This is a genomic window from Pseudomonas sp. LTGT-11-2Z, from assembly GCF_003691445.1.
GTDB lineage: Bacteria > Pseudomonadota > Gammaproteobacteria > Pseudomonadales > Pseudomonadaceae > Aquipseudomonas > Aquipseudomonas monteilii.
In genome coordinates, this window is record NZ_CP033104.1 from 5,447,546 (window position 1) to 5,466,918 (window position 19,373).

Annotated in this window: 20 protein-coding genes and 3 tRNA genes; 11 read left to right on the forward strand and 12 right to left on the reverse strand. The window is 63.1% G+C overall.

Annotated features, from left to right (window positions below; translation table 11 throughout):
* Positions 1–90: 90 nt before the first annotated feature.
* The 6 genes from D8767_RS25735 to rluD form a co-directional block, all read right to left on the reverse strand.
* Positions 91–166: transfer RNA gene (locus D8767_RS25735), tRNA-Lys, on the reverse strand.
* Positions 167–171: 5 nt separating this feature from the next.
* Positions 172–248, reverse strand: a tRNA-Pro gene (locus D8767_RS25740).
* Between the two features lie 4 nt (positions 249–252).
* Positions 253–328 (reverse strand) — tRNA-Asn (locus tag D8767_RS25745).
* A 374-nt stretch (positions 329–702) separates the two neighbouring features.
* A complete protein-coding gene (clpB, locus tag D8767_RS25750) occupies positions 703–3,267 on the reverse strand; it encodes an ATP-dependent chaperone ClpB (RefSeq protein ID WP_016713390.1) in 2,565 nt (854 codons plus the stop codon).
* Positions 3,268–3,455: 188 nt separating this feature from the next.
* On the reverse strand, positions 3,456–4,196 hold the full coding sequence (pgeF, locus tag D8767_RS25755; RefSeq protein ID WP_016713391.1) for a peptidoglycan editing factor PgeF: 741 nt from the start codon (positions 4,194–4,196) through the stop codon (positions 3,456–3,458).
* A complete protein-coding gene (gene rluD / locus D8767_RS25760) occupies positions 4,193–5,155 on the reverse strand; it encodes a 23S rRNA pseudouridine(1911/1915/1917) synthase RluD (RefSeq protein ID WP_026020366.1) in 963 nt (320 codons plus the stop codon). The genes pgeF and rluD overlap by 4 nt, the downstream gene beginning before the upstream one ends.
* Before the next feature lie 147 nt (positions 5,156–5,302).
* On the opposite strand from rluD, the gene D8767_RS25765 reads away from it, so the two are divergent.
* The 10 genes from D8767_RS25765 to D8767_RS25810 all read left to right on the forward strand — a co-directional run bounded on the left by D8767_RS25765 (position 5,303) and on the right by D8767_RS25810 (position 14,975).
* On the forward strand, positions 5,303–6,322 hold the full coding sequence (locus tag D8767_RS25765; RefSeq protein WP_016713393.1) for an outer membrane protein assembly factor BamD: 1,020 nt from the start codon (positions 5,303–5,305) through the stop codon (positions 6,320–6,322).
* Between the two features lie 94 nt (positions 6,323–6,416).
* Positions 6,417–6,647: a PP0621 family protein gene (locus D8767_RS25770; protein WP_016713394.1), complete on the forward strand. Its 231-nt coding sequence runs from the start codon at positions 6,417–6,419 to the stop codon at positions 6,645–6,647.
* A 180-nt stretch (positions 6,648–6,827) separates the two neighbouring features.
* A complete protein-coding gene (locus tag D8767_RS25775) occupies positions 6,828–7,592 on the forward strand; it encodes a FadR/GntR family transcriptional regulator (protein WP_016713395.1) in 765 nt (254 codons plus the stop codon).
* A 90-nt stretch (positions 7,593–7,682) separates the two neighbouring features.
* Positions 7,683–8,885, forward strand: a complete 1,203-nt coding sequence (locus tag D8767_RS25780) for an ABC transporter substrate-binding protein (protein WP_016713396.1) — start codon at positions 7,683–7,685, stop codon at positions 8,883–8,885.
* Positions 8,886–8,950: 65 nt separating this feature from the next.
* Complete coding sequence (locus tag D8767_RS25785; RefSeq protein WP_016713397.1) at positions 8,951–9,811, forward strand: branched-chain amino acid ABC transporter permease; 861 nt, start codon at positions 8,951–8,953, stop codon at positions 9,809–9,811.
* 1 nt (position 9,812) lies between these two features.
* Positions 9,813–10,832, forward strand: coding sequence for a branched-chain amino acid ABC transporter permease (locus tag D8767_RS25790; protein ID WP_025754951.1), 1,020 nt, complete (start codon positions 9,813–9,815; stop codon positions 10,830–10,832).
* The gene (locus tag D8767_RS25795) at positions 10,832–11,584 is read left to right on the forward strand and encodes an ABC transporter ATP-binding protein (RefSeq protein ID WP_016713400.1); all 753 of its coding nucleotides are present in this window, start codon (positions 10,832–10,834) and stop codon (positions 11,582–11,584) included. Before D8767_RS25790 ends, D8767_RS25795 begins: the two co-directional genes overlap by 1 nt.
* A complete protein-coding gene (locus D8767_RS25800) occupies positions 11,584–12,279 on the forward strand; it encodes an ABC transporter ATP-binding protein (protein WP_016713401.1) in 696 nt (231 codons plus the stop codon). The genes D8767_RS25795 and D8767_RS25800 overlap by 1 nt, the downstream gene beginning before the upstream one ends.
* 13 nt (positions 12,280–12,292) lie before the next feature.
* A complete protein-coding gene (locus D8767_RS25805; RefSeq protein WP_016713402.1) occupies positions 12,293–13,570 on the forward strand; it encodes a Zn-dependent hydrolase in 1,278 nt (425 codons plus the stop codon).
* Between the two features lies 1 nt (position 13,571).
* Positions 13,572–14,975: an amidase gene (locus D8767_RS25810; RefSeq protein WP_016713403.1), complete on the forward strand. Its 1,404-nt coding sequence runs from the start codon at positions 13,572–13,574 to the stop codon at positions 14,973–14,975.
* Between the two features lie 32 nt (positions 14,976–15,007).
* On the opposite strand, the gene thiO is transcribed toward D8767_RS25810, so the two are convergent.
* The 5 genes from thiO to D8767_RS25835 are packed head-to-tail and all read right to left on the reverse strand — an operon-like array spanning position 15,008 to position 17,832.
* Positions 15,008–16,105, reverse strand: a complete 1,098-nt coding sequence (gene thiO / locus D8767_RS25815; RefSeq protein WP_016713404.1) for a glycine oxidase ThiO — start codon at positions 16,103–16,105, stop codon at positions 15,008–15,010.
* A gap of 54 nt (positions 16,106–16,159) precedes the next feature.
* Positions 16,160–16,549 (reverse strand): type IV pilin protein, encoded by a 390-nt coding sequence (locus D8767_RS25820; protein WP_016713405.1) that lies wholly within the window; start codon positions 16,547–16,549, stop codon positions 16,160–16,162.
* 1 nt (position 16,550) lies between these two features.
* Positions 16,551–17,015, reverse strand: a complete 465-nt coding sequence (locus D8767_RS25825; protein WP_016713406.1) for a hypothetical protein — start codon at positions 17,013–17,015, stop codon at positions 16,551–16,553.
* Positions 17,012–17,653 (reverse strand): PilW family protein, encoded by a 642-nt coding sequence (locus tag D8767_RS25830; RefSeq protein WP_016713407.1) that lies wholly within the window; start codon positions 17,651–17,653, stop codon positions 17,012–17,014. The genes D8767_RS25825 and D8767_RS25830 overlap by 4 nt, the downstream gene beginning before the upstream one ends.
* On the reverse strand, positions 17,650–17,832 hold the full coding sequence (locus D8767_RS25835) for a prepilin-type N-terminal cleavage/methylation domain-containing protein (RefSeq protein ID WP_025754948.1): 183 nt from the start codon (positions 17,830–17,832) through the stop codon (positions 17,650–17,652). Before D8767_RS25835 ends, D8767_RS25830 begins: the two co-directional genes overlap by 4 nt.
* A gap of 109 nt (positions 17,833–17,941) precedes the next feature.
* Here D8767_RS25835 and D8767_RS25840 point away from each other — a divergent pair, with 109 nt between their 5' ends.
* Positions 17,942–18,424, forward strand: coding sequence for a GspH/FimT family protein (locus D8767_RS25840; protein ID WP_016713409.1), 483 nt, complete (start codon positions 17,942–17,944; stop codon positions 18,422–18,424).
* On the opposite strand, the gene ispH is transcribed toward D8767_RS25840, so the two are convergent.
* Complete coding sequence (gene ispH, locus D8767_RS25845; RefSeq protein ID WP_016713410.1) at positions 18,425–19,372, reverse strand: 4-hydroxy-3-methylbut-2-enyl diphosphate reductase; 948 nt, start codon at positions 19,370–19,372, stop codon at positions 18,425–18,427. It lies immediately after the preceding gene.
* Position 19,373: the final 1 nt, after the last annotated feature.

Below are 19,373 nucleotides of genomic sequence, written 5' to 3' on the forward strand. Positions count from 1 at the left end.
CCCTTCTTTTTGCTCGTTTACCAGCTGTTGGCCAAGCATTTTCGCCAGGCAAAAGAAAAAGGGCATCTCTTTCGAGATGCCCTTTGTTCATGGTGGGTCGTGTAGGATTCGAACCTACGACCAATTGGTTAAAAGCCAACTGCTCTACCAACTGAGCTAACGACCCAAAAATGGTCGGGGTGAGGGGATTCGAACTCCTGACATCCTGCTCCCAAAGCAGGCGCGCTACCGGACTGCGCTACACCCCGAGATTGGCTCCGCGACCTGGACTCGAACCAGGGACCCAATGATTAACAGTCATTTGCTCTACCGACTGAGCTATCGCGGAACTGAACTTCGGTACAACTTACCGATTTGCTACTCCGAAGACTGTGTTCGCCTCGGACTCTTTGGCTTCTTCGCTTTCGCGTTGTCGCTGCTGAGGCCGGCTATTCTACATTCTTCGTTTTGCTTGTCAACCACTTTTTTTCAGTCAACTTACTGATTTGTAAGTTGTTTTGCGGTCACCGATGTTGCTGGTGATTCGCTTAGTGCCTGACAACGCGGCGTATATTAGGGGCACTCGGAAATTGATGCAAGCAAAAATTTCAAAAATTTCAGCAGGTTATCCAAAATATCCGCGAAACCCCGATTTTACTGGGGCCGGTATAGGTTAGCGGCCAAAAAAAGCCCCGCAAATGCGGGGCTCATGGTGCAACAGAATCAGCCAAAGACGATTTCGTCGCCTTCCACCTTGGCGGTGATCGCCGTACCCGGCAAGAACTTGCCCGCCAGAATCAGCTGCGCCAGCGGGTTTTCGATCCAGCGCTGGATGGCACGCTTCAGCGGCCGTGCGCCGTACACCGGGTCGTAACCCACGGCAATCAGCTTGTCCAACGCCTCCGGGCTCAGGCTCAGCGACAGTTCGCGTTCCAGCAAGCGGCTGCGCAGGCGGCCCAGCTGGATTTCGGTAATGCCGGCAATCTGCTCGCGGCCCAGTGGTTCGAACACCACCACTTCGTCGATACGGTTGACGAACTCTGGGCGGAAGTGCGAACCCACCGCATCCATCACCGCTGCACGCTGCGCTTCGCGGTCGCCCACCAGTTCCTGGATCTGCGCCGAACCCAGGTTGGAGGTCATCACGATCACGGTGTTGCGGAAGTCTACCGTGCGCCCGTGGCTGTCGGTCAGACGGCCGTCTTCCAGCACCTGCAACAGCACGTTGAACACATCCGGGTGGGCTTTCTCCACCTCATCCAGCAGCACCACCGAGTAAGGCTTGCGCCGTACGGCCTCGGTCAGGTAACCGCCCTCTTCGTAGCCGACGTAGCCTGGTGGTGCACCGATCAGGCGAGCCACGGAGTGTTTCTCCATGAACTCGGACATGTCGATACGCACCATGGCCTCTTCGGTGTCGAACAGGAACTCGGCCAGCGCCTTGCACAGCTCGGTCTTGCCCACACCGGTCGGGCCGAGGAACAGGAACGAGCCACTTGGCCGGTTAGGGTCGGACAGCCCGGCACGCGAGCGGCGCACGGCGTTGGCCACGGCGGTTACCGCCTCGCCTTGGCCAATCACGCGCTGGTGCAGCAGCTCTTCCATTTTCAGCAACTTTTCGCGCTCGCCTTCGAGCATCTTGGCCACCGGAATACCGGTCCACTTCGATACCACTTCGGCAATTTCTTCCTCGGTCACCTTGTTGCGCAGCAACTGGTTCTCGGTCTTGCCGTGCTGATCGACCATCTGCAGGCTGCGCTCCAGGTCCGGGATTACCCCGTACTGCAGTTCGGCCATGCGGCTCAGGTCGCCTTTGCGACGGGCAGTTTCCAGCTCTTGGCGGGCCTGCTCGATCTTTTGCTGGATCTGCGCCGAGCCCTGCACTTCGGCCTTTTCCGACGCCCAGATTTCTTCCAGGTCGGAATACTCACGCTCCAGCCGCTCGATTTCTTCGGTCAGCTTCTCCAGGCGTTTTTTCGCCGCCTCGTCTTCTTCTTTCTTCAGTGCCTGCGACTCCACCTTCAACTGGATCAGGCGGCGATCAAGGCGGTCGAGCACTTCCGGCTTGGAGTCGATCTCCATGCGGATGCGGCTGGCGGCTTCGTCGATCAGGTCGATGGCCTTGTCGGGCAGCTGGCGATCAGTGATGTAGCGGTGGCTGAGCTTGGCCGCAGCGATAATGGCGCCGTCAGTGATGGCCACCTTGTGGTGCACTTCATAGCGCTCTTTCAGGCCACGCAGAATGGCGATGGTGTCTTCTTCGCTCGGCTCTTCTACCAGCACCTTCTGGAAGCGGCGCTCCAGCGCAGCGTCCTTCTCGATGAACTGGCGGTACTCGTTAAGCGTGGTGGCGCCAACGCAGTGCAGTTCGCCACGGGCCAAGGCTGGCTTGAGCATGTTGCCGGCGTCCATGGCGCCCTCGCCTTTACCGGCGCCGACCATGGTGTGCAGTTCGTCGATGAACAGGATGATCTGGCCTTCCTGCTTGGACAGCTCGTTCAGCAGGCCTTTCAAACGCTCTTCGAACTCGCCACGGTACTTGGCACCGGCAATCAGCGCGCCCATGTCCAGCGCCAGCAGGCGCTTGCCTTTGAGGCCGTCGGGCACTTCACCGTTGATGATGCGCTGGGCCAGGCCTTCGGCGATGGCGGTTTTACCCACGCCAGGCTCACCGATCAGCACCGGGTTGTTCTTGGTGCGGCGTTGCAGCACCTGCACGGTACGGCGGATTTCATCGTCACGGCCAATCACCGGGTCCAGCTTGCCTTCTTCGGCACGCTTGGTCAGGTCGACGGTGTACTTGTCCAGCGCCTGACGCGACTCTTCGGCGTTGGCATCATTCACTGCCGCGCCGCCGCGCAGGTTGTTGATGGCATTTTCCAGGGCCTTCTTGGTCACGCCCTGGCTCAGCAGCAGTTTGCCGAGCTTGCTGTTCTCGTCCATGGCGGCCAACAGCACCAGCTCGCTGGAAATGAACTGGTCGCCCTTCTGCTGGGCCAGGCGGTCGGCCTGGTTGAGCAGGCGCGCCAGGTCCTGCGACATGTTCACGTCACCGGTGGGGTTCTGGATTTTCGGCAGCTGGTCGAGCTCTTTCACCAGCCCCTGACGCAGGCTGTTGATGTCGAAGCCAACCTGCATCAGCAGGGGCTTGATGGAGCCGCCCTGCTGTTCGAGCAGTGCCTGCAGCAGGTGCACGGGCTCGATGGCGGGGTGGTCCATGCCAACGGCCAGGGATTGGGCATCGGATATTGCAAGTTGCAGCTTGCTGGTCAAACGGTCTATTCGCATGGTGTACCTTCCTTTAAAGGGCAGGTCGGAGCGATGGACAGCGCCTGTTTATGAAGAAACCTGCCTGAGATGACCTAATAGATAAGGCTGATTCTGGAAGATTCAAGCGTAGCGGGGTTGACCAAGGTCAACCTGTTGGATTGTCGCTGGGGCATTCGCGGGTAAACCCGCGAAGAGACCGGTACAGGCTAGCGCGGATCCAGCCAGACCAACGATGCAAACCGCCCACCCTGCGGGGTACGGCGATAAGAGAAGAACCGCGCATCGCTGACCGTGCACAAGCCACCGCCATACACAGCAGTCACCCCACGCGCTGCCAGGCGAATACGCGCCAGCTCATAGATATCCGCCATCAGCTTGCCCGGCCGCTCACCCTCGACAAAAGCACGGGCCGCTTCCGGATGCACCGCCGTAAAGGCATCACGCACTTCCAGCCCTACTTCGAAGGCCTGCGGGCCAATGGCCGGCCCCAACCACACCAGCACCTCTTCTGGCGGCAGCGCCAGGCGGTCCAGCGTGGCTTCCAGCACGCCACCGGCCAACCCACGCCAGCCCGCATGCGCGGCTGCCACGCGCGTCCCCGCCCGGTCGCAGAACAGCGCAGGCAGGCAATCGGCAGTCATCACGGTGCAGGCAATGCCTGGCTGGTCGGTCCAGCTGGCGTCGGCCTCGGCCACCACAGCCGGGTCGGCATCCGCCACCACCAGGCCATGCACCTGCTTGAGCCAGGCCGGCTGGATGGCGAACGCGTCGCTCAGCCGGCGGCGGTTTTCGGCGACCGCCGCAGGGGCATCCCCTACGTGGTCGCCAAGGTTGAAGGTTTCGTAGGGGGGCAGGCTGACGCCGCCCTGACGGGTGGTGACACAGGCGCGAACCGAGGCCGGGGCCGGCCAGTCGGGGAACAACAGCGACTGCGTCAGGCCACTCATCCGATAAAGCTCTCGCGGTCTTCGTTCAGCAGCGTCAGCAACCAGAGGAAGTCATCCGGCAGTGGCGATTCCCACTTCATGACTTCACCGGTAATCGGGTGGGCCAAGGCGAGGAAACGCGCATGCAGTGCCTGGCGCGGGAAGGTTTTCACCGCCTCGACCATGGTTGGGCTGGCGGCCGGCGGAATGCGGAAGCGCCCACCGTACGTCTGATCACCCACCAGCGGGAAGCCGACATGGGCCATGTGCACGCGAATCTGGTGAGTACGGCCGGTTTCCAGCTTGACCCGCACATGAGTGTGCGAGCGGAAGCGCTTGAGCACACGGTAGTGGCTGACCGCCGGCTTGCCGCCGTCGGTGACAGCCATGCGCTGGCGCATACCGCCGTGGCGGCCGATCGGGGCATCGATCTTGCCACCGGAAGTCACCACGCCAATCACGATGCACTCATAGATGCGGCTGACTTTGCGGGCTTGCATCTGCTCAACCAGCTTGGTCTGCGCTTGCAAGGTCTTGGCCACCACCATCAGGCCCGTGGTGTCTTTATCCAGGCGATGAACGATACCGGCACGCGGCACGTTGATGATGTCTGGCACGTGGTGCAGCAGCGCATTGAGCAGGGTGCCGCTGGCATGGCCGGCGGCCGGGTGCACAACCAGGCCCGCAGGCTTGTTGATCACCAGGATGTGGTCGTCTTCATAGACGATATCCAGCTCGATGTCTTCTGCGATCCACTCGCCCTGGGCCTCTTGCTCGGCCTCCAGCGCAAGCACTGAGCCACCATAAACGGTATCGCGAGGGCGCACGACGGCGCCATCGACCGTCAGGCGGCCTTCTTTGATCCACGTAGTAAGCCGCGAACGCGAGTACTCGGCGAACAATTGGGCGGCGACCTGGTCGAGGCGTTGACCGCCCAGATCGGACGGTACCTCTGCGCTAAGTTGAATGATCTCGGACATGCTCGATTCGGCGGGCGCACAGCCTTTGGTTTCGGCTGCGAGCTTGTGGTTAAATACGGCTTCTTTTGTCCCGGGGTTGGCCGGGGCGCTCATCATAACAGGACGGCACCGCCCAAGACAGCGGCCGTCAAAGGGACGCAAGCCGCCATGCAAGTGAAACACCTGCTGCTGATCGCCATCCTCGGGCTTACCGCGGCCTGTTCCTCTAATAAAGAGGTCATTGACGAGAACCTCAGCGAAGCCGAGCTGTACCAGCAGGCGCAAGCTGACCTGGACAACTCCAGCTACACCAGCGCCGTGAACAAGCTCAAGGCCCTGGAATCGCGCTACCCGTTCGGCCGCTATGCCGACCAGGCGCAGCTTGAGTTGATCTACGCCAACTACAAGAACTCCGAGCCCGAGGCTGCCAAGTCGGCTGCGGAGCGCTTCATCCGCCTGCACCCGCAGCACCCGAACGTGGATTACGCCTACTACCTCAAGGGCCTGACCTCGTTCGACCAGGACCGTGGCCTGCTGGCGCGTTTCCTGCCGCTGGACATGACCAAGCGTGACCCGGGTGCCGCCCGCGACTCGTACAACGAGTTCGCCCAGCTGACCAGCCGCTTCCCCAACAGCCGCTACGCGCCAGACGCCAAGCAGCGCATGATCTACCTGCGCAACTTGCTGGCCTCGTATGAAATCCATGTGGCCGATTACTACCTGAGCCGCCAGGCTTATGTGGCCGCCGCCAACCGTGGCCGCTACGTGGTCGAAAACTTCCAGGAAACCCCCTCGGTCGGTGACGGCCTGGCGGTGATGGTCGAGTCGTACCAGAAGATGCACCTGGACGAACTGGCCGCCAGCAGCCTGGAAACCCTCAAGCTCAACTACCCGGACCACCCGAGCCTGGTCGATGGCGAGTTCCAGCCCAAGCAGACCGAGTCTGACGGCCGTGGCTGGCTGTCCAAGGCCACCCTGGGCCTGATCGAAACCGATACCCCGCTGCCGCCGGGCGAAACCCGCGCCAACCAGGACGTGGTCAAGCAGTTCCAGGACGCCCGCGACGAGATGCCGCAAGAGCTGCTGCCGAAGGACGAGAACGGCGACCCGATCGTGCCGGAAGGCCCGAAAGAAGCCGAGAAAGACCGCTCCTGGTTCAGCTACATGACCTTTGGTCTGTTTGACTGACACACGGCGGTAAATGAAAGGGAGGCCTTGGGCCTCCCTTTTTTATTGGCCGCGTCCTAGACTGTCGGCTTCTTCAACCGACAAGCTGGACACCATGGTTCGCCTACTTTTCTGGATCGCCCTGATCGCCGCCGCGTTCTGGCTGTGGCGCAAGTTCAAAGTCAGCCAGCAGTCGCACCCCGAGGCGAAGCTGGATGCACCGCTGAAGATGGTGCGCTGTGCCCATTGTGGCGTGCATTTGCCCAACGACCGGGCGCTGCAGCAGGGCAATGAGTGGTATTGCAGCCAGGCACACCTGCAACAAGGCCCTGGTCGCCAAGGCTGAGCCAGTATCACCTGAATCCCTTCGCGGGCATGCCCGCGAAGAGGCCTGTGAACCCTGCATCACTTATCCCTCCCCGACCCTTTCACACCAATTACGACCCCTCCCCCGACGCCAGCATTGACCCATCCCGATAAAACTCGCTAAATCCTATTTATCCGCATAAATATGAAAAATAGCGAAATGCTCAAACCCAAACGCAAGCGCCAGAAGCTGTCCGATGTGATCGTCGAATCGGTCAAGCGCTCGATCGTCACCGAAGCGCTGCACCCCGGTGACCGCCTGCCCACCGAGCGTGAGCTGATGGAGCATTTCGAGTGTTCCAAGGGCACCGCCCGCGAAGCACTCAAGGCGCTGGAGGTCGAAGGCCTGGTCAGTACCCGTACCGGCCCGACCGGCGGCGCCTACCTCAATGAAGTAGGTACCGAGCCGGCCAGCCGCGCGCTGCGCAATTACCTGCACTTCCAGCACCTGGACGGCGAGCAGGTTTATCAACTGCGCAAAGTCATCGAGGTAGAGCTGGCGGTGTCGGTGATGGGCAAGCTGAGCGAAGCCGACTACGCCGCGCTGCAAGCCAACATCGACTTCTGCAGCGCACCGGAAGACAGCGAGGAAGGCCAGCGCGAGCAGCGCCTGGCAGAGCTGGAGTTCCACACCCTGCTGGCCGACCGTTGCCCGAACCCGTTGCTGCGGTTCATGGCGGTGTTCCTCAACGACCTGCTGCGCGACCTGGTGGTGCTGAAAAAGGCCTACCTACCCAAGCGCCAGCAGTTCGCCGCCGCCAACATCGACTACCACAAGCAACTGCTGAGCGCCCTGCGCGCCAGCGACGAACCCGCTGTACGCCGGCTGATGCATGAACACATGTGCGACGCCGAGCACCACATGACCGCGCTGGAAGGCGAGGTTGCCCGCAACTTCCTGCTGGAGTTCGACCACCACCACTGATGCGCCTGGTAAGAGGCCTGCACACAGGCCCGGCCGTACCCGCTTTGTCATTGCCACTCCTGCCTAATAACCACAACCAAGGAGTTACTCATGCAAAGACGTACCCTGCTCAAGGCAGGCCTTGCCCTGGGTGCCTTAGGTAGCCTCCCCTTGGGAGCGCTCCGGGCATTCGCCGACCAACCGCTGACCTTCTATGGGCTCAAGTCCATGTCGGGCGCCTTCGCCAGCTACGGCAAGTACGCCGACATGGGGTCGCGCCTGGCCATCGCCGAGTACCCGCAGCTGCTCGGCCACCCGCTCAAGTACAAGGTCATCGACACCGAAGGCAACGCCGGCAAGGCGGTGCGCAAGGTACAGGAAGCCATCGGCCAGGATGGCGCACGCTTCTTCCAGGGCTGCACCCTGTCGTCTTCGGCTCTGGCGGTGTCGAAGGAAATCCACAAGGCCGGCGGCGTGTTCATGACGCCCGTGGGCGCCGACGAAATCACCGGTAAAGACTGCAACGCCTCGACCTTTCGCTGGTCGGTGCCCACCTACGGCGCCATCCGCGAAACCCTGGTGCCCATGATCCGCCAGCTGCCCCAGGCCAAGCGCTGGTACACCATCACCCCGCAATACGTGTTCGGCGACGCCCTGCTGGACAACGCCCGCAAGGTGTTTGCCGAGCTTGGTGTGGAACACATCGGCAACAGCTACCACTCGCTGCAGGAACAGGAGTTCTCCGGCTACCTCACCAACGCCATCGCCGCCAAACCCGATGTGCTGGTGCTGCTCAACTTCGGCAGCCAGGCCTCCAACGCCCTGCGCCAGGCCGTCAACTTCGGCATCAAGGACCGCATGAAAGTGCTGATGGTGTGGTCTGCCGGCCTCGACCAGTTTCAGGAGCTGGGCAGCGACGTGCTCGAAGGCGTGTACCTGGGTGCCCAGTACTGGCACCAGGTCGATACACCGCTGAACAAGCAACTGGTTGCCGCCACCCGCAAGGCCTATGGCATCAACCCCAACTACCCGCTGGCTGCCGACTATATCGGCACCAAGGTCATGCTCGAAGCCATCGTCAAGGCCGGTAGCCTGGAGGGCGCCGCCGTGTCGGCGGCATTGCAGGGCATGCGCTTCCAGGGCCCGACCGGCGAAGAACTGATCCGCCCTGGCGACCATCAGGTACTCAAGGATTACTACCTGCTGCGCGGCAAGCCCCAAGGGCAGATGCGCGACGAGGACGACCTGGCCGAAGTCATCAGCTCGGGCCGTTCGTTCGTCGAGGTCGACCACACCGGTTGCGCCCTGGCCTGAAGCCGCGGCGTTAGTCACACACACTCGTACAGGCAGCCGCACCGCGCGCTGTCGAGGGCACGCTCATGCTCGATTTGTACCTGTTCCAACTGCTCAACGGCCTGGGCCTGGGGATGATCTACTTCCTCATAGCCGTGGGCCTGACGATCATTTTTGGCCTGCTCAACTTCGTCAACTTCGCCCACGGCGCGTTCTTCTTGCTGGGCGCCTACCTGTGCTACACCGCCGTGGCCATCACCGGCAACTTCTGGCTGGCACTGCTGATTGCACCGCTGGTGGTGGCCGCCCTGGCCTGGGCGGTCGAGCGCCTGTTGATCAAGCGCATCTACCACCTGCCGCACACCTTCCAGATCCTCGTCACCCTCGGTATCGCGCTGATCATCCAGGAAGCCTCGGTGCTGATCTGGGGCCCGGTGGGCAAGAACATTGCCGTACCGCCCGAGCTGCGCGGGGTGCTGATCCTCGGTGACTTCATCTACCCCTACTACCGCCTGTTCCTGATCGGTTTCGCCGCGCTGATCGGTCTTGGCCTGTGGCTGCTGCTGGAGCGCACCCGCTTCGGCGCACTGGTGCGGGCCGGTAGCGAAAGCACCGAGACCGTGTCGCTGCTGGGCACCAACATTTTCCGCCTGTTTTCCCTGACCTTCGCCCTGGGCGTGGGCCTGGCCGGCGTGGCGGGTGTGCTGTTCGCCCCGCTACGGGGCGCGCAACCCTTCGTCGGCCCGGAAATTCTCGGCATTGCCTTCGTGGTGGTGGTAATCGGGGGCATGGGCTCGTTCGGCGGTGCGCTGGTTGGCGGCCTGCTGGTAGGTGTGGTGCAAAGCATGATGACCAGCCTCTGGCCGCAAGGCGCCAGCCTGATGATCTACGGGGCCATGGCCGCCGTGATTCTGGTCCGTCCCTATGGCCTGTTCGGGAGAGCCTGAGATGAGCGAGAAAAATCCATTGCCAGTCGCCAAGGGCCGCGCCCCGGCGCTGCTGTTGCTGGTGGTTGCCAGCCTGGTGGCTTTGCCACTGTTGCTGCCGTCGGCCACCCTGGCCACCGAGATCCTGATCTTTGCCCTGGCCGCGCTGGCCTGCAACCTGCTGCTCGGCTACACCGGCCTGTTGTCGTTCGGCCAGGGCATCTTCTTTGGCGTGGGTGCCTATGGCGCGGCGCTGCTGATGATCCACCTGCAGTGGGGCATGTTCGCCGCGCTGCTGGGGGCTGCCGTGTTCGGCGCGTTCCTGGCATTGCTGGTGGGCGCGCTGGCGATTCGCCGCACCGGCATTTATTTCGTCATGCTGACCCTGGCCTTCAGCCAGATGGCCTACTTCCTGGCCTACACCCTCAGTGGCTGGACCGGCGGTGACAACGGCCTGCTCGATGTGCCCCGGCCGAACATCGAAATCGCCGGCCATGTGCTGGTCGACCTGGCCGACCCGCGGCACTTCTATGTGTTTGTGGCGGTGCTGTTCCTGTTGATCTTCGCCGCAGCCCTGCGGGTCATCCGCTCGCCGTTCGGCAGCACCCTGCTGGCCATCCGCGAGAACGAAACCCGCGCCGCTGCCATCGGCTACGACACCCGTCACTTCAAGATCCTGGTGTTCATGCTGTCGGGCGCCATCACCGGTATCGCCGGGGCGCTGTACGCCATGCTGCTGCACTTTGCACCGCTGTCGAACATCGACCTGATGATGAGCGAGAACATCCTGATCATGACCATCGTCGGCGGCACCGGCTCGCTGTTCGGCTCGCTGCTGGGGGCCGGTGCCATCGTGCTGCTGGGCGACGTGCTGTCGGAGCTGTGGCCACGCTGGCTGATGCTGCTGGGGGTCATCCTGATCCTCGTCGTGGTGTTCATGCGTGGCGGCCTGTGGGGTGGCCTGGCCGAACTGGGCAAACGCCTGCTGGCCACCCGCAACGCCAATGACAAACCTCAGGCCAAGACCAAGGAGACCCTGTGATGAGCGACTACCTCCTGGAAACCCGCCAGCTGGAGCTGGCCTACGGGCCGTTCAAGGCGGTTGCGGGCGTTGACCTGAAAGTGCGCGCCGGCACCATCCACACCATCATCGGCCCCAACGGCGCCGGCAAGACCAGCCTGTTCCACTGCCTGACCGGCGAGCGCCAGGCCACCGCAGGCAAGATCCTGTTCACCGGCCAGGACATAATCCGCAAGCCATCTCACGGGCGGGTGGCGCTGGGCATGGCCCGTTCGTTCCAGCTCACCAGCCTGTTCCAGAACCTGTCCGTGCGCGAAAACCTGCGCCTGGCCGCCCAAGGCCGCGATGGCCTGGGCGCGCTCAACTTCTGGCGCAGTGTCGAGCACAAGCGCAGCCACTGGAACACCGCCGACCAGGTGCTGGAGCGCCTGAAACTGAGCGCCCGCGCCGAAACCCTGGCCGGTGAGCTGTCGCACGGCCAGCAACGGGTACTGGAAGTGGGCATGTCGATCTGCGCCAAGCCCACCCTGCTGATGCTCGACGAGCCCACCTCGGGCATGGGTATCGACGACATCCCGGTAATGACCGACCTGATTAGCGACCTTGGCCGCGACCATACCGTGCTGCTGATAGAGCACAACATGAGCATCGTCATGTCGATCAGCCAGCGCATCACGGTGATGAGCCACGGCCAGATTCTGGTCGAGGGTACCCCTGAACAGGTGCGCAACGACGAGCGCGTACGCACCGCTTACCTTGGAGAGGCCGCCTGATGCTCAACGTCGATTCGATCCACGCCTACTACGACAAGAGCCATGTGCTCGAAGGGGTTTCGCTCAAGGTCGAGGCCGGCGAGCTGGTAACCCTGCTTGGGCGCAACGGTGCCGGCAAGACCACCACCTTGCGCAGCATCCTCGGCATCGTCCGCCCACGGCAGGGGCAGATCAGCTTCAACGGCCAGCCGCTGGTGGGCCGCGAAATTTTCGATATCGCCCGGCTCGGCATTGCCCTGGTGCCCGAACACCGCGGCATCTTCCGCCAGCTCAGCGTCGAGGAGAACCTGAAAATTGCCGTGCGCAAAACCAGTCGCTGGCAGCTGGAAGACGTCTACAGCATGTTCCCACGGCTCAAGGAGCGCCGCCGCAATGGTGGTTTCGCGCTGTCCGGTGGCGAGCAGCAGATGCTGGCCATCGCCCGCGCCCTGCTCAACGGCCCCAAGCTGCTGATCCTCGATGAACCCACTGAAGGGCTGGCCCCGGTGATTGTCGACGAGCTGGTGAAGATCTTGCGGCGCATCAAGGACGAGGGCCTGTCGATCCTGCTGGTGGAACAGAACCTGATGGTCTGCGATGCCCTTGCCGACCGCCATTATGTGCTGGAGCAGGGTCGGGTCGCTTACCAGGGCAGCGCGGCGCAGTTCCGTGAGGACCCGAGCATCAAGAACCGTTACCTGGCCCTGAGCGCCTGAAAGGAGAACGCCCATGAACACCCGCATCGATCCCTCACAGCACCTGCTCGGCCAAGGTTCGCAGGTCAACCGCGAGCGCCTGTGGCAATCGCTGATGGACCTGGCCCTGCTCGGCGCCACCGCCAAGGGCGGCGTATGCCGCCTGGCGCTGACCGACCTCGACCGCCAGGCCCGCGACCTGTTCGTGCGCTGGTGCGAAGATGCCGGCTGCACCGTCAGCATCGACGCCATCGGCAACATCTTCGCCCGCCGCCCCGGCCGCAACCCTGCCCTGCCACCCGTGATGACCGGCAGCCACATCGACACCCAACCCACCGGCGGCAAGTTCGATGGCTGCTATGGCGTCATGGCTGGCCTCGAAGTGATCCGCACCCTGAACGATCTCGGCCTGACCACCGAAGCGCCCTTGGAAGTGGTGGTGTGGACCAACGAAGAAGGCTCGCGCTTCCCGCCCTGCATGATGGGCTCGGGTGTGTTCGCCGGTAAGTTCGACCTGCAGGAAACCCTTGATAAGGTCGACGATCAGGGCCTGTCGGTCGGCGCCGAGCTGCAGCGCATTGGGTACGCCGGCCCGCGTGTGCCCACCGGGCATCCCGTCGGTGCCTACTTCGAAGCACATATCGAGCAGGGCCCGGTGCTGGAAGACCAGCGCACCACCATCGGTGTTGTCCAGGGCTGCCTGGGCCAGAAATGGTTCGATCTGGTGCTGACCGGTGTCGAGGCCCATGCCGGCCCCACCCCGATGCACCTGCGCAAGGACGCCCTGGTTGGCGCGGCCGAGGTGGTGGCTGCGGTCAACCGCGTGGCCCACGCCCACCAGCCGCATGCCTGCGGCACGGTCGGCTGCCTGACCTTGCACCCGGGCTCGCGCAACGTCATCCCCGGCCAGGTGCACATGACCATCGACTTGCGCCACCTCGACCCCGGGCACCTCGCGGCCATGGTCAGCGAAGTACGCACGGCCATCGAAAGCAGCACAACCAGGCACGGGCTGAGCTACCAGCTGACCCCGACCGCCGACTTTCCGCCACTGTATTTCGCCGAGCAGTGCGTGGATGCCGTGCGCCAGGGCGCACGCACGCTGGGCCTGAGCCATATGGATATCGTCAGTGGCGCCGGTCACGATGCCATCTTCCTCGCCGAGCTGGGCCCGGCTGGGATGATCTTCGTGCCATGCGAGGGTGGCATCAGCCACAACGAAATCGAAAATGCCGCGCCGCAGGACCTGGCCGACGGCTGTGACGTCCTGCTGCGTGCCATGTTCCAGGCCGCCAACCCAGGAGCCCGTTGAGATGACCCAGAAAACCGCGTTGGGTGAGTTCACCGCCGTCGAATTGCTCGAACTGTACCAGCGCCATCAGCTGTCGCCGGTCGAGGTGGTCGACGACGTGTTAGCGCGCATCGACCTGCACAACCCGGCGGTGAACGCCTTCTGCCATGTCGACGGTGAAGGTGCTCGCGCCGCCGCCCGCGCCAGCGAGCAGCGCTGGCAACGGGGCGAGCCCTGTGGCCGGCTGGATGGCGTACCCGCCTCGATCAAGGACCTGACCCTGACCCGTGGCATGCCGACCCGCAAGGGATCACGCACCACCTCCGGCGCAGGGCCGTGGGACGTCGATGCCCCCTTCACGGCGTTCATGCGTGAAGCCGGCGCAGTGCTGGTGGGCAAAACCACAACGCCGGAGTTCGGCTGGAAGGGGGTCACAGACAACCCGCTGTACGGCATCACCCGCAACCCCTGGGATACAAGGCGGACTGCCGGAGGCTCGTCGGGGGGAGCTGCGGCCGCCGCTGCACTGAACCTGGGGGTGCTGCACCAGGGTAGCGATGCCGGCGGCTCGATTCGTATCCCGTGTGCCTTTACCGGCACCTTCGGCATCAAACCGACTTTCGGCTATGTGCCGCAATGGCCGGCCAGCGCCATGACCGTGCTGTCGCACTTGGGGCCGATGACGCGCACCGTAGACGACGCGGTACTGATGCTCGACTGCGTCGCCCGCCCCGATGCCCGAGACGGGCTGGCCGGTGCACCACGGCAGGCGCCGTGGATGGGCCAGCAGCAAGACCTGAGCGGCCTGCGCATCGCCTACAGTGCCAACTTCGGTTACGTGCAGGTCGACCCGCAAATCCAGGCACTGGTGGCGCAAGCAGTGCAGCGCCTGGCACGGCTGGGCGCGCAGGTGGAAGAGGTGGACCCGGGGTTCAACGACCCGCTGGAAACCTTCAATACCCTGTGGTTTGCCGGCGCGGCGCGGTTGGCCAGTGCCTTGAGTGATGAACAGCGAACGTTGCTTGACCCCGGACTACGCTGGATTGCCGAGCAAGGCGCAAAGATCAGCCTTGCCGAATACACCCAGGCGCTGGAGGCACGGGCGGCGCTGATTGCGCAGATGAATGCCTTCCACCAGCGCTATGACGTGCTGGTATCGCCGATGCTGCCGCTGGTGGCATTCGAAGCCGGGCACAACGTGCCGCCTGGGTCGGAGATGGCGCAGTGGATGGAGTGGACGCCGTTCAGCTATCCCTTCAACCTCACCCAGCAGCCGGCGGCTTCGGTGCCTTGTGGGTTTACCCGCGAAGGATTGCCGGTGGGGCTGCAGGTGGTGGCCGGGCGCTTTGCCGATGAGCAGGTGCTGCGGGTGTGCAAGGTGTATGAGCAGCATTACCCGAGCCGGCACTTGCAGGCACCGCGTTGACATTCCGGGGCTGCAAAGCAGCCCCGGCAATCTCAGCCCAAACGCCCTTCTGGCGCATAAGGCGCCGGGTCGATGATAGGCTCGGCCCCGGTCAACAGGTCGGTGAACAACTGGCACGAAGCCGGCGCCAGCACCAGCCCATTACGGTAATGACCGCAGTTCAGCCACAACCCCGCATGCCCTGGCACCGGCCCGATGTAGGGAATGCCTTCCGGCGACCCCGGCCGCAGCCCCGCCCAATGCCCGACCACGGTGGCCCCCTCAAGCTCAGGCAACAACTCCACCGCCGATGCCTTCAGGCTTTCCAGCGCATCGCCGGTCGGGGTTTTGTCATACCCGGCATGTTCCAGCGTACTGCCCACCAGAATGTGCCCATCGCGACGCGGGATCGCATAGCGCCCTTTGGCCAGCACCATGCTCGGCAAAAAGTCTTCGGTACACTTGAACAAAATCATCTGGCCCTTCACCGGCTCCACCGGCAGCTCAAGGCCAAGGGTACGCAAGAGGTCGCCACTCCAGGCGCCAGCACTGAGCACCACCTCATCCGCCGCCAGCACGCCATCAGCCGTCTGCACACCGGTCACACGCCCGTCTTGCTGAACGAAGCCGGTGATCTGACAGTGTTCGCGCAGGGTTACGTTCGGCAGCGCCAGCAACGCCGCCTTCAGCGACTTGACCAAGCGCGGGTTGCGCACATTGGCCACGCCAGCCATGTAGATGGCGCGCTTGAAGCCCGGGCCCAGCACCGGCACCGCATGATAGGCCGCCGAGATATCCACGGCACTTAGCGGCCGCTGCTCGCGCTCGGCCCAGGCCAGCGCTTCGGCCTCGTCGTCCAGGTCCAGCCAGTACAGGCCAGTGGTGTGCACTTCGGGGTCGACGCCGGTGCTGGCGAACAAACGCTCGCCCAGCTGTGGATAAAAGTCCTGCGACCAGTGCGCCAGGGCGGTCACCGCCGGGCTGTAGCGCCACGGGTACAGCGGCGAAACAATGCCGCCACCGGCCCACGACGACTCACGGCCGACCTCGCCTTGGTCACACACCACGACCTGCCCGACCTTCGCCGCCAGGTTGAACGCCGTCAGCAGGCCGATGACCCCGCCGCCGACCACCACTACTTGCTTGCTCATCTGTCGATCCAACACCTGAAGTAAAACCGCGATGCACGGGGCATCATTCAACCTTCAGCTTCCCCAGCAGTGGGCGCCGTGTTCAACAGCACCCGGATTGCGCTGTACACCGGCCTGGTCAAGCTGGAAGTCGCCACAGCCATCCTGCGCCATCAGCCCATGCGGCAGCCGCCGGGCGCGCAGCGTGAAGGTGTCGCTGTCGCGCTGGGCCTGCAGGCTGTAATAGCGGGTGCCGTCGGGCAAGGCCGGGTCGCCTTCGGCGTACTGGCCGGTGCGCACGCGGTGGCGCTCCAGGCGCAAGGCGGCATCGTGCAGCAGGCCAACCGCTTCGCTGCGCGCGGCTCGCCGAAGCTGGTCGCTGTAACTGGGGTAGGCAATGGCTGCCAGAATGCCGGTCACGGCCAGCACAATCAACAACTCGATCAGGCTCAAGCCTTGCTGCATGTCAGTCTCCTCTGAGTCTTTGGCGCCAGGTGATGCGCTGGATTGTGTCGCCGGCCACGGCGTAGACGGCTTCCAATACTTGCCGGGCTTGTGCTTGCTGGCTGACGGCGGTTACCCGGTACAACGCAACTGGCTGCCCTTCCGGCATGTACGCAACGCGCGTGCTCATGCCTAGATGCTGGACCTGAAAGTAGCCGCTGCTGCTGCGCTGCCACTGCCCAGTCAAATCGTGCGGGTGCGGCGGAGGCAGGCACATCTGGCATTTGCCTGGAGGTGCCCGCAGCAGTTCATCTGCCCCGGCCTGCAATGTGGCCTCTGCCTCTTCGAACGCCAGCAGGCCATCGCGCAGGTAGCCGGCCATTCGAGTCTCTACCAAGGCATCACGTAAGGCAGAGGCAGTCAGCAAGCCGAGCAGCAGGCTCAGTACCAACGCCAACAGCAGCACGACACCGCGTTGGCGCTTCATGGCCCCGGCACCCGATTGCGCAGCGCCACGCTGAGTTCATGGCGCTGTTCGAGGTTGAGCGTGGGCTCGTACAACATCAGCGTGATGTCTACCCTCTCCCCCTGCGGCGTTTGCACACGTTCGAAACGCACCTCTCGCACATTCTCGACCAGTGGTTGGAAGTTGCCTTTTCGCTTGAACCTCAGCCTATTGTCATGGAACTGATAGACGTACTGGCTGATGGGGAACGTCAGTGGGTAACCCTCTACTGTTTTTTCATCCACGCGCACTTTTTCGATGCAGTCCGTCTGCAAAACCCAGTCACCGTTGCCAGTTTTTCCGGACAACTCCGCCACAACCAGGCTGAGGGTAGTGGCTTCAACCTCCAGGGGGCGGGCGAAAGCCTGCCGCGCAGCCGGGTACTCAAAGTCGTCAGGTTTAATCCTCAGGCAACCAAACATCCCTGCCATGCGGATATCCTGCGCCATGCGCAGCAAAGCAAGTCGTGCCTCATCCTGCATGCGCACTGCCGTACTTTGCAGACGCCAGGTCTGGTGTGCAGAGGTAAAGAGCTGGCTGGCCGCTGCCAGTAGCATCAATCCGATGGCCAGCGCCATCACCACCTCAACCAGACCGAACCCAATCTGGCGGCGCCTCATCGCCGCCTCCGCTCATGCTCGCTGTGCACCGCCATCGCGGCCTGCCCATCACGACGTGCGCCGTCCGCAGCCTGCAATGCCTGCAACTGCATCGCTGCCGTTGCGAACATGCCCACGGCCACAACCACGACTGCCAACAACACTTCCAGGAGCGTCATGCCCCGTTGCCTTGCGTGCATCCCTGCACCTCCCGCGATTTTTCCTGCAATGGCCCTGAACCCGGCCGACTAGACGGCTTGGCCGATGAACGTGAAGCTATAGCCAAGCACTTCCAGGGAGGAATGCACGGTGAAGCAACGAGGCGTAACACTGATTCAAATGTTGTCGGCCTTGGCCGTGGCCGTCTTGCTGACACAGCTCGGTATGCCGGCTTACGCCAGAATGACTGATGACCTACACAGGGCAGCGGCTGCCCGAGATTTGGCACAGGCACTGCGCAGTGCTCGCAGCCATGCACTGCTGCTGGGCCAGAACGTGCGGGTCCAGGGCGTTGAGAGCGATTGGGGAAAAGGATGGCGAGTGTTGCTGGAGCACAATGAGCAGGTATTGCGTGAACAACGTCTTTCAAGGCCCATAAGGATAATGGCCAATACAGGCGATCAGATCAGGTTCAGCGCACTGGGTGTCCCACTGGGCAAGACAGGTGGCACGCTGGAGCTCTGCGAGAAAAACGCCGCCACCAGCTTTACTCAGGTGGTGATGGCTTCCACCGGGCGAATCAGACTGCGCACAGGTGAACCGGAAAAGGTTTCCCTGTGCGCAGGCCATTGATCAGATCAGCGAACGAACCCGCAGCTCTTTAGGCATCGAGAACGTGATGTTCTCTTCCCGCCCATCCAGCTCTTCAGCGCCAGTGGCACCCCAGGCCTTGAGCTGCTCGATCACGCCACGCACCAGCACTTCTGGGGCAGAAGCACCGGCGGTGATGCCGATTCGAGCGGCCTGGTCGAACCAACCTTGTTGCAGGTCTTCAGCACCGTCGATCAGGTAAGCCGGGGTGCCCATACGCTCGGCCAGCTCGCGCAGGCGGTTGGAGTTGGAGCTGTTAGGGCTGCCCACCACCAGCACCACGTCGCATTCACCGGCCAGTTGCTTCACGGCATCCTGGCGGTTCTGGGTGGCGTAGCAGATGTCGTCCTTGCGCGGGCCACCGATGTTCGGGAAGCGTGCACGCAGGGCATCGATGACGCGGCTGGTGTCGTCCATCGACAACGTGGTCTGGGTCACGAAGGCCAGGTGGTCCGGGTCGCGCACCTGCAACTTGGCCACATCCTCTTCGTCTTCGACGAGGTAGATGGAGCCACCGTTGCTGGCGTCGTACTGGCCCATGGTGCCTTCGACTTCCGGGTGCCCTTCGTGGCCGATGAGAATGCACTCACGGCCGTCGCGGCTGTACTTGGCAACCTCGATATGCACCTTGGTCACCAGCGGGCAGGTGGCATCGAACACTTTCAAGCCACGGCCAGCCGCTTCCTGGCGCACAGCCTGGGAAACACCGTGGGCACTGAAGATGACGATGACATCGTCCGGCACCTGGTCCAGCTCTTCGACGAAGATGGCACCGCGGTTGCGCAGGTCTTCCACCACGAACTTGTTGTGCACCACCTCGTGACGCACATAGATCGGCGGGCCGAAAACTTCCAGCGCGCGGTTGACGATCTCGATCGCCCGGTCGACCCCCGCGCAGAAGCCGCGAGGGTTGGCGAGTTTGATTTGCATG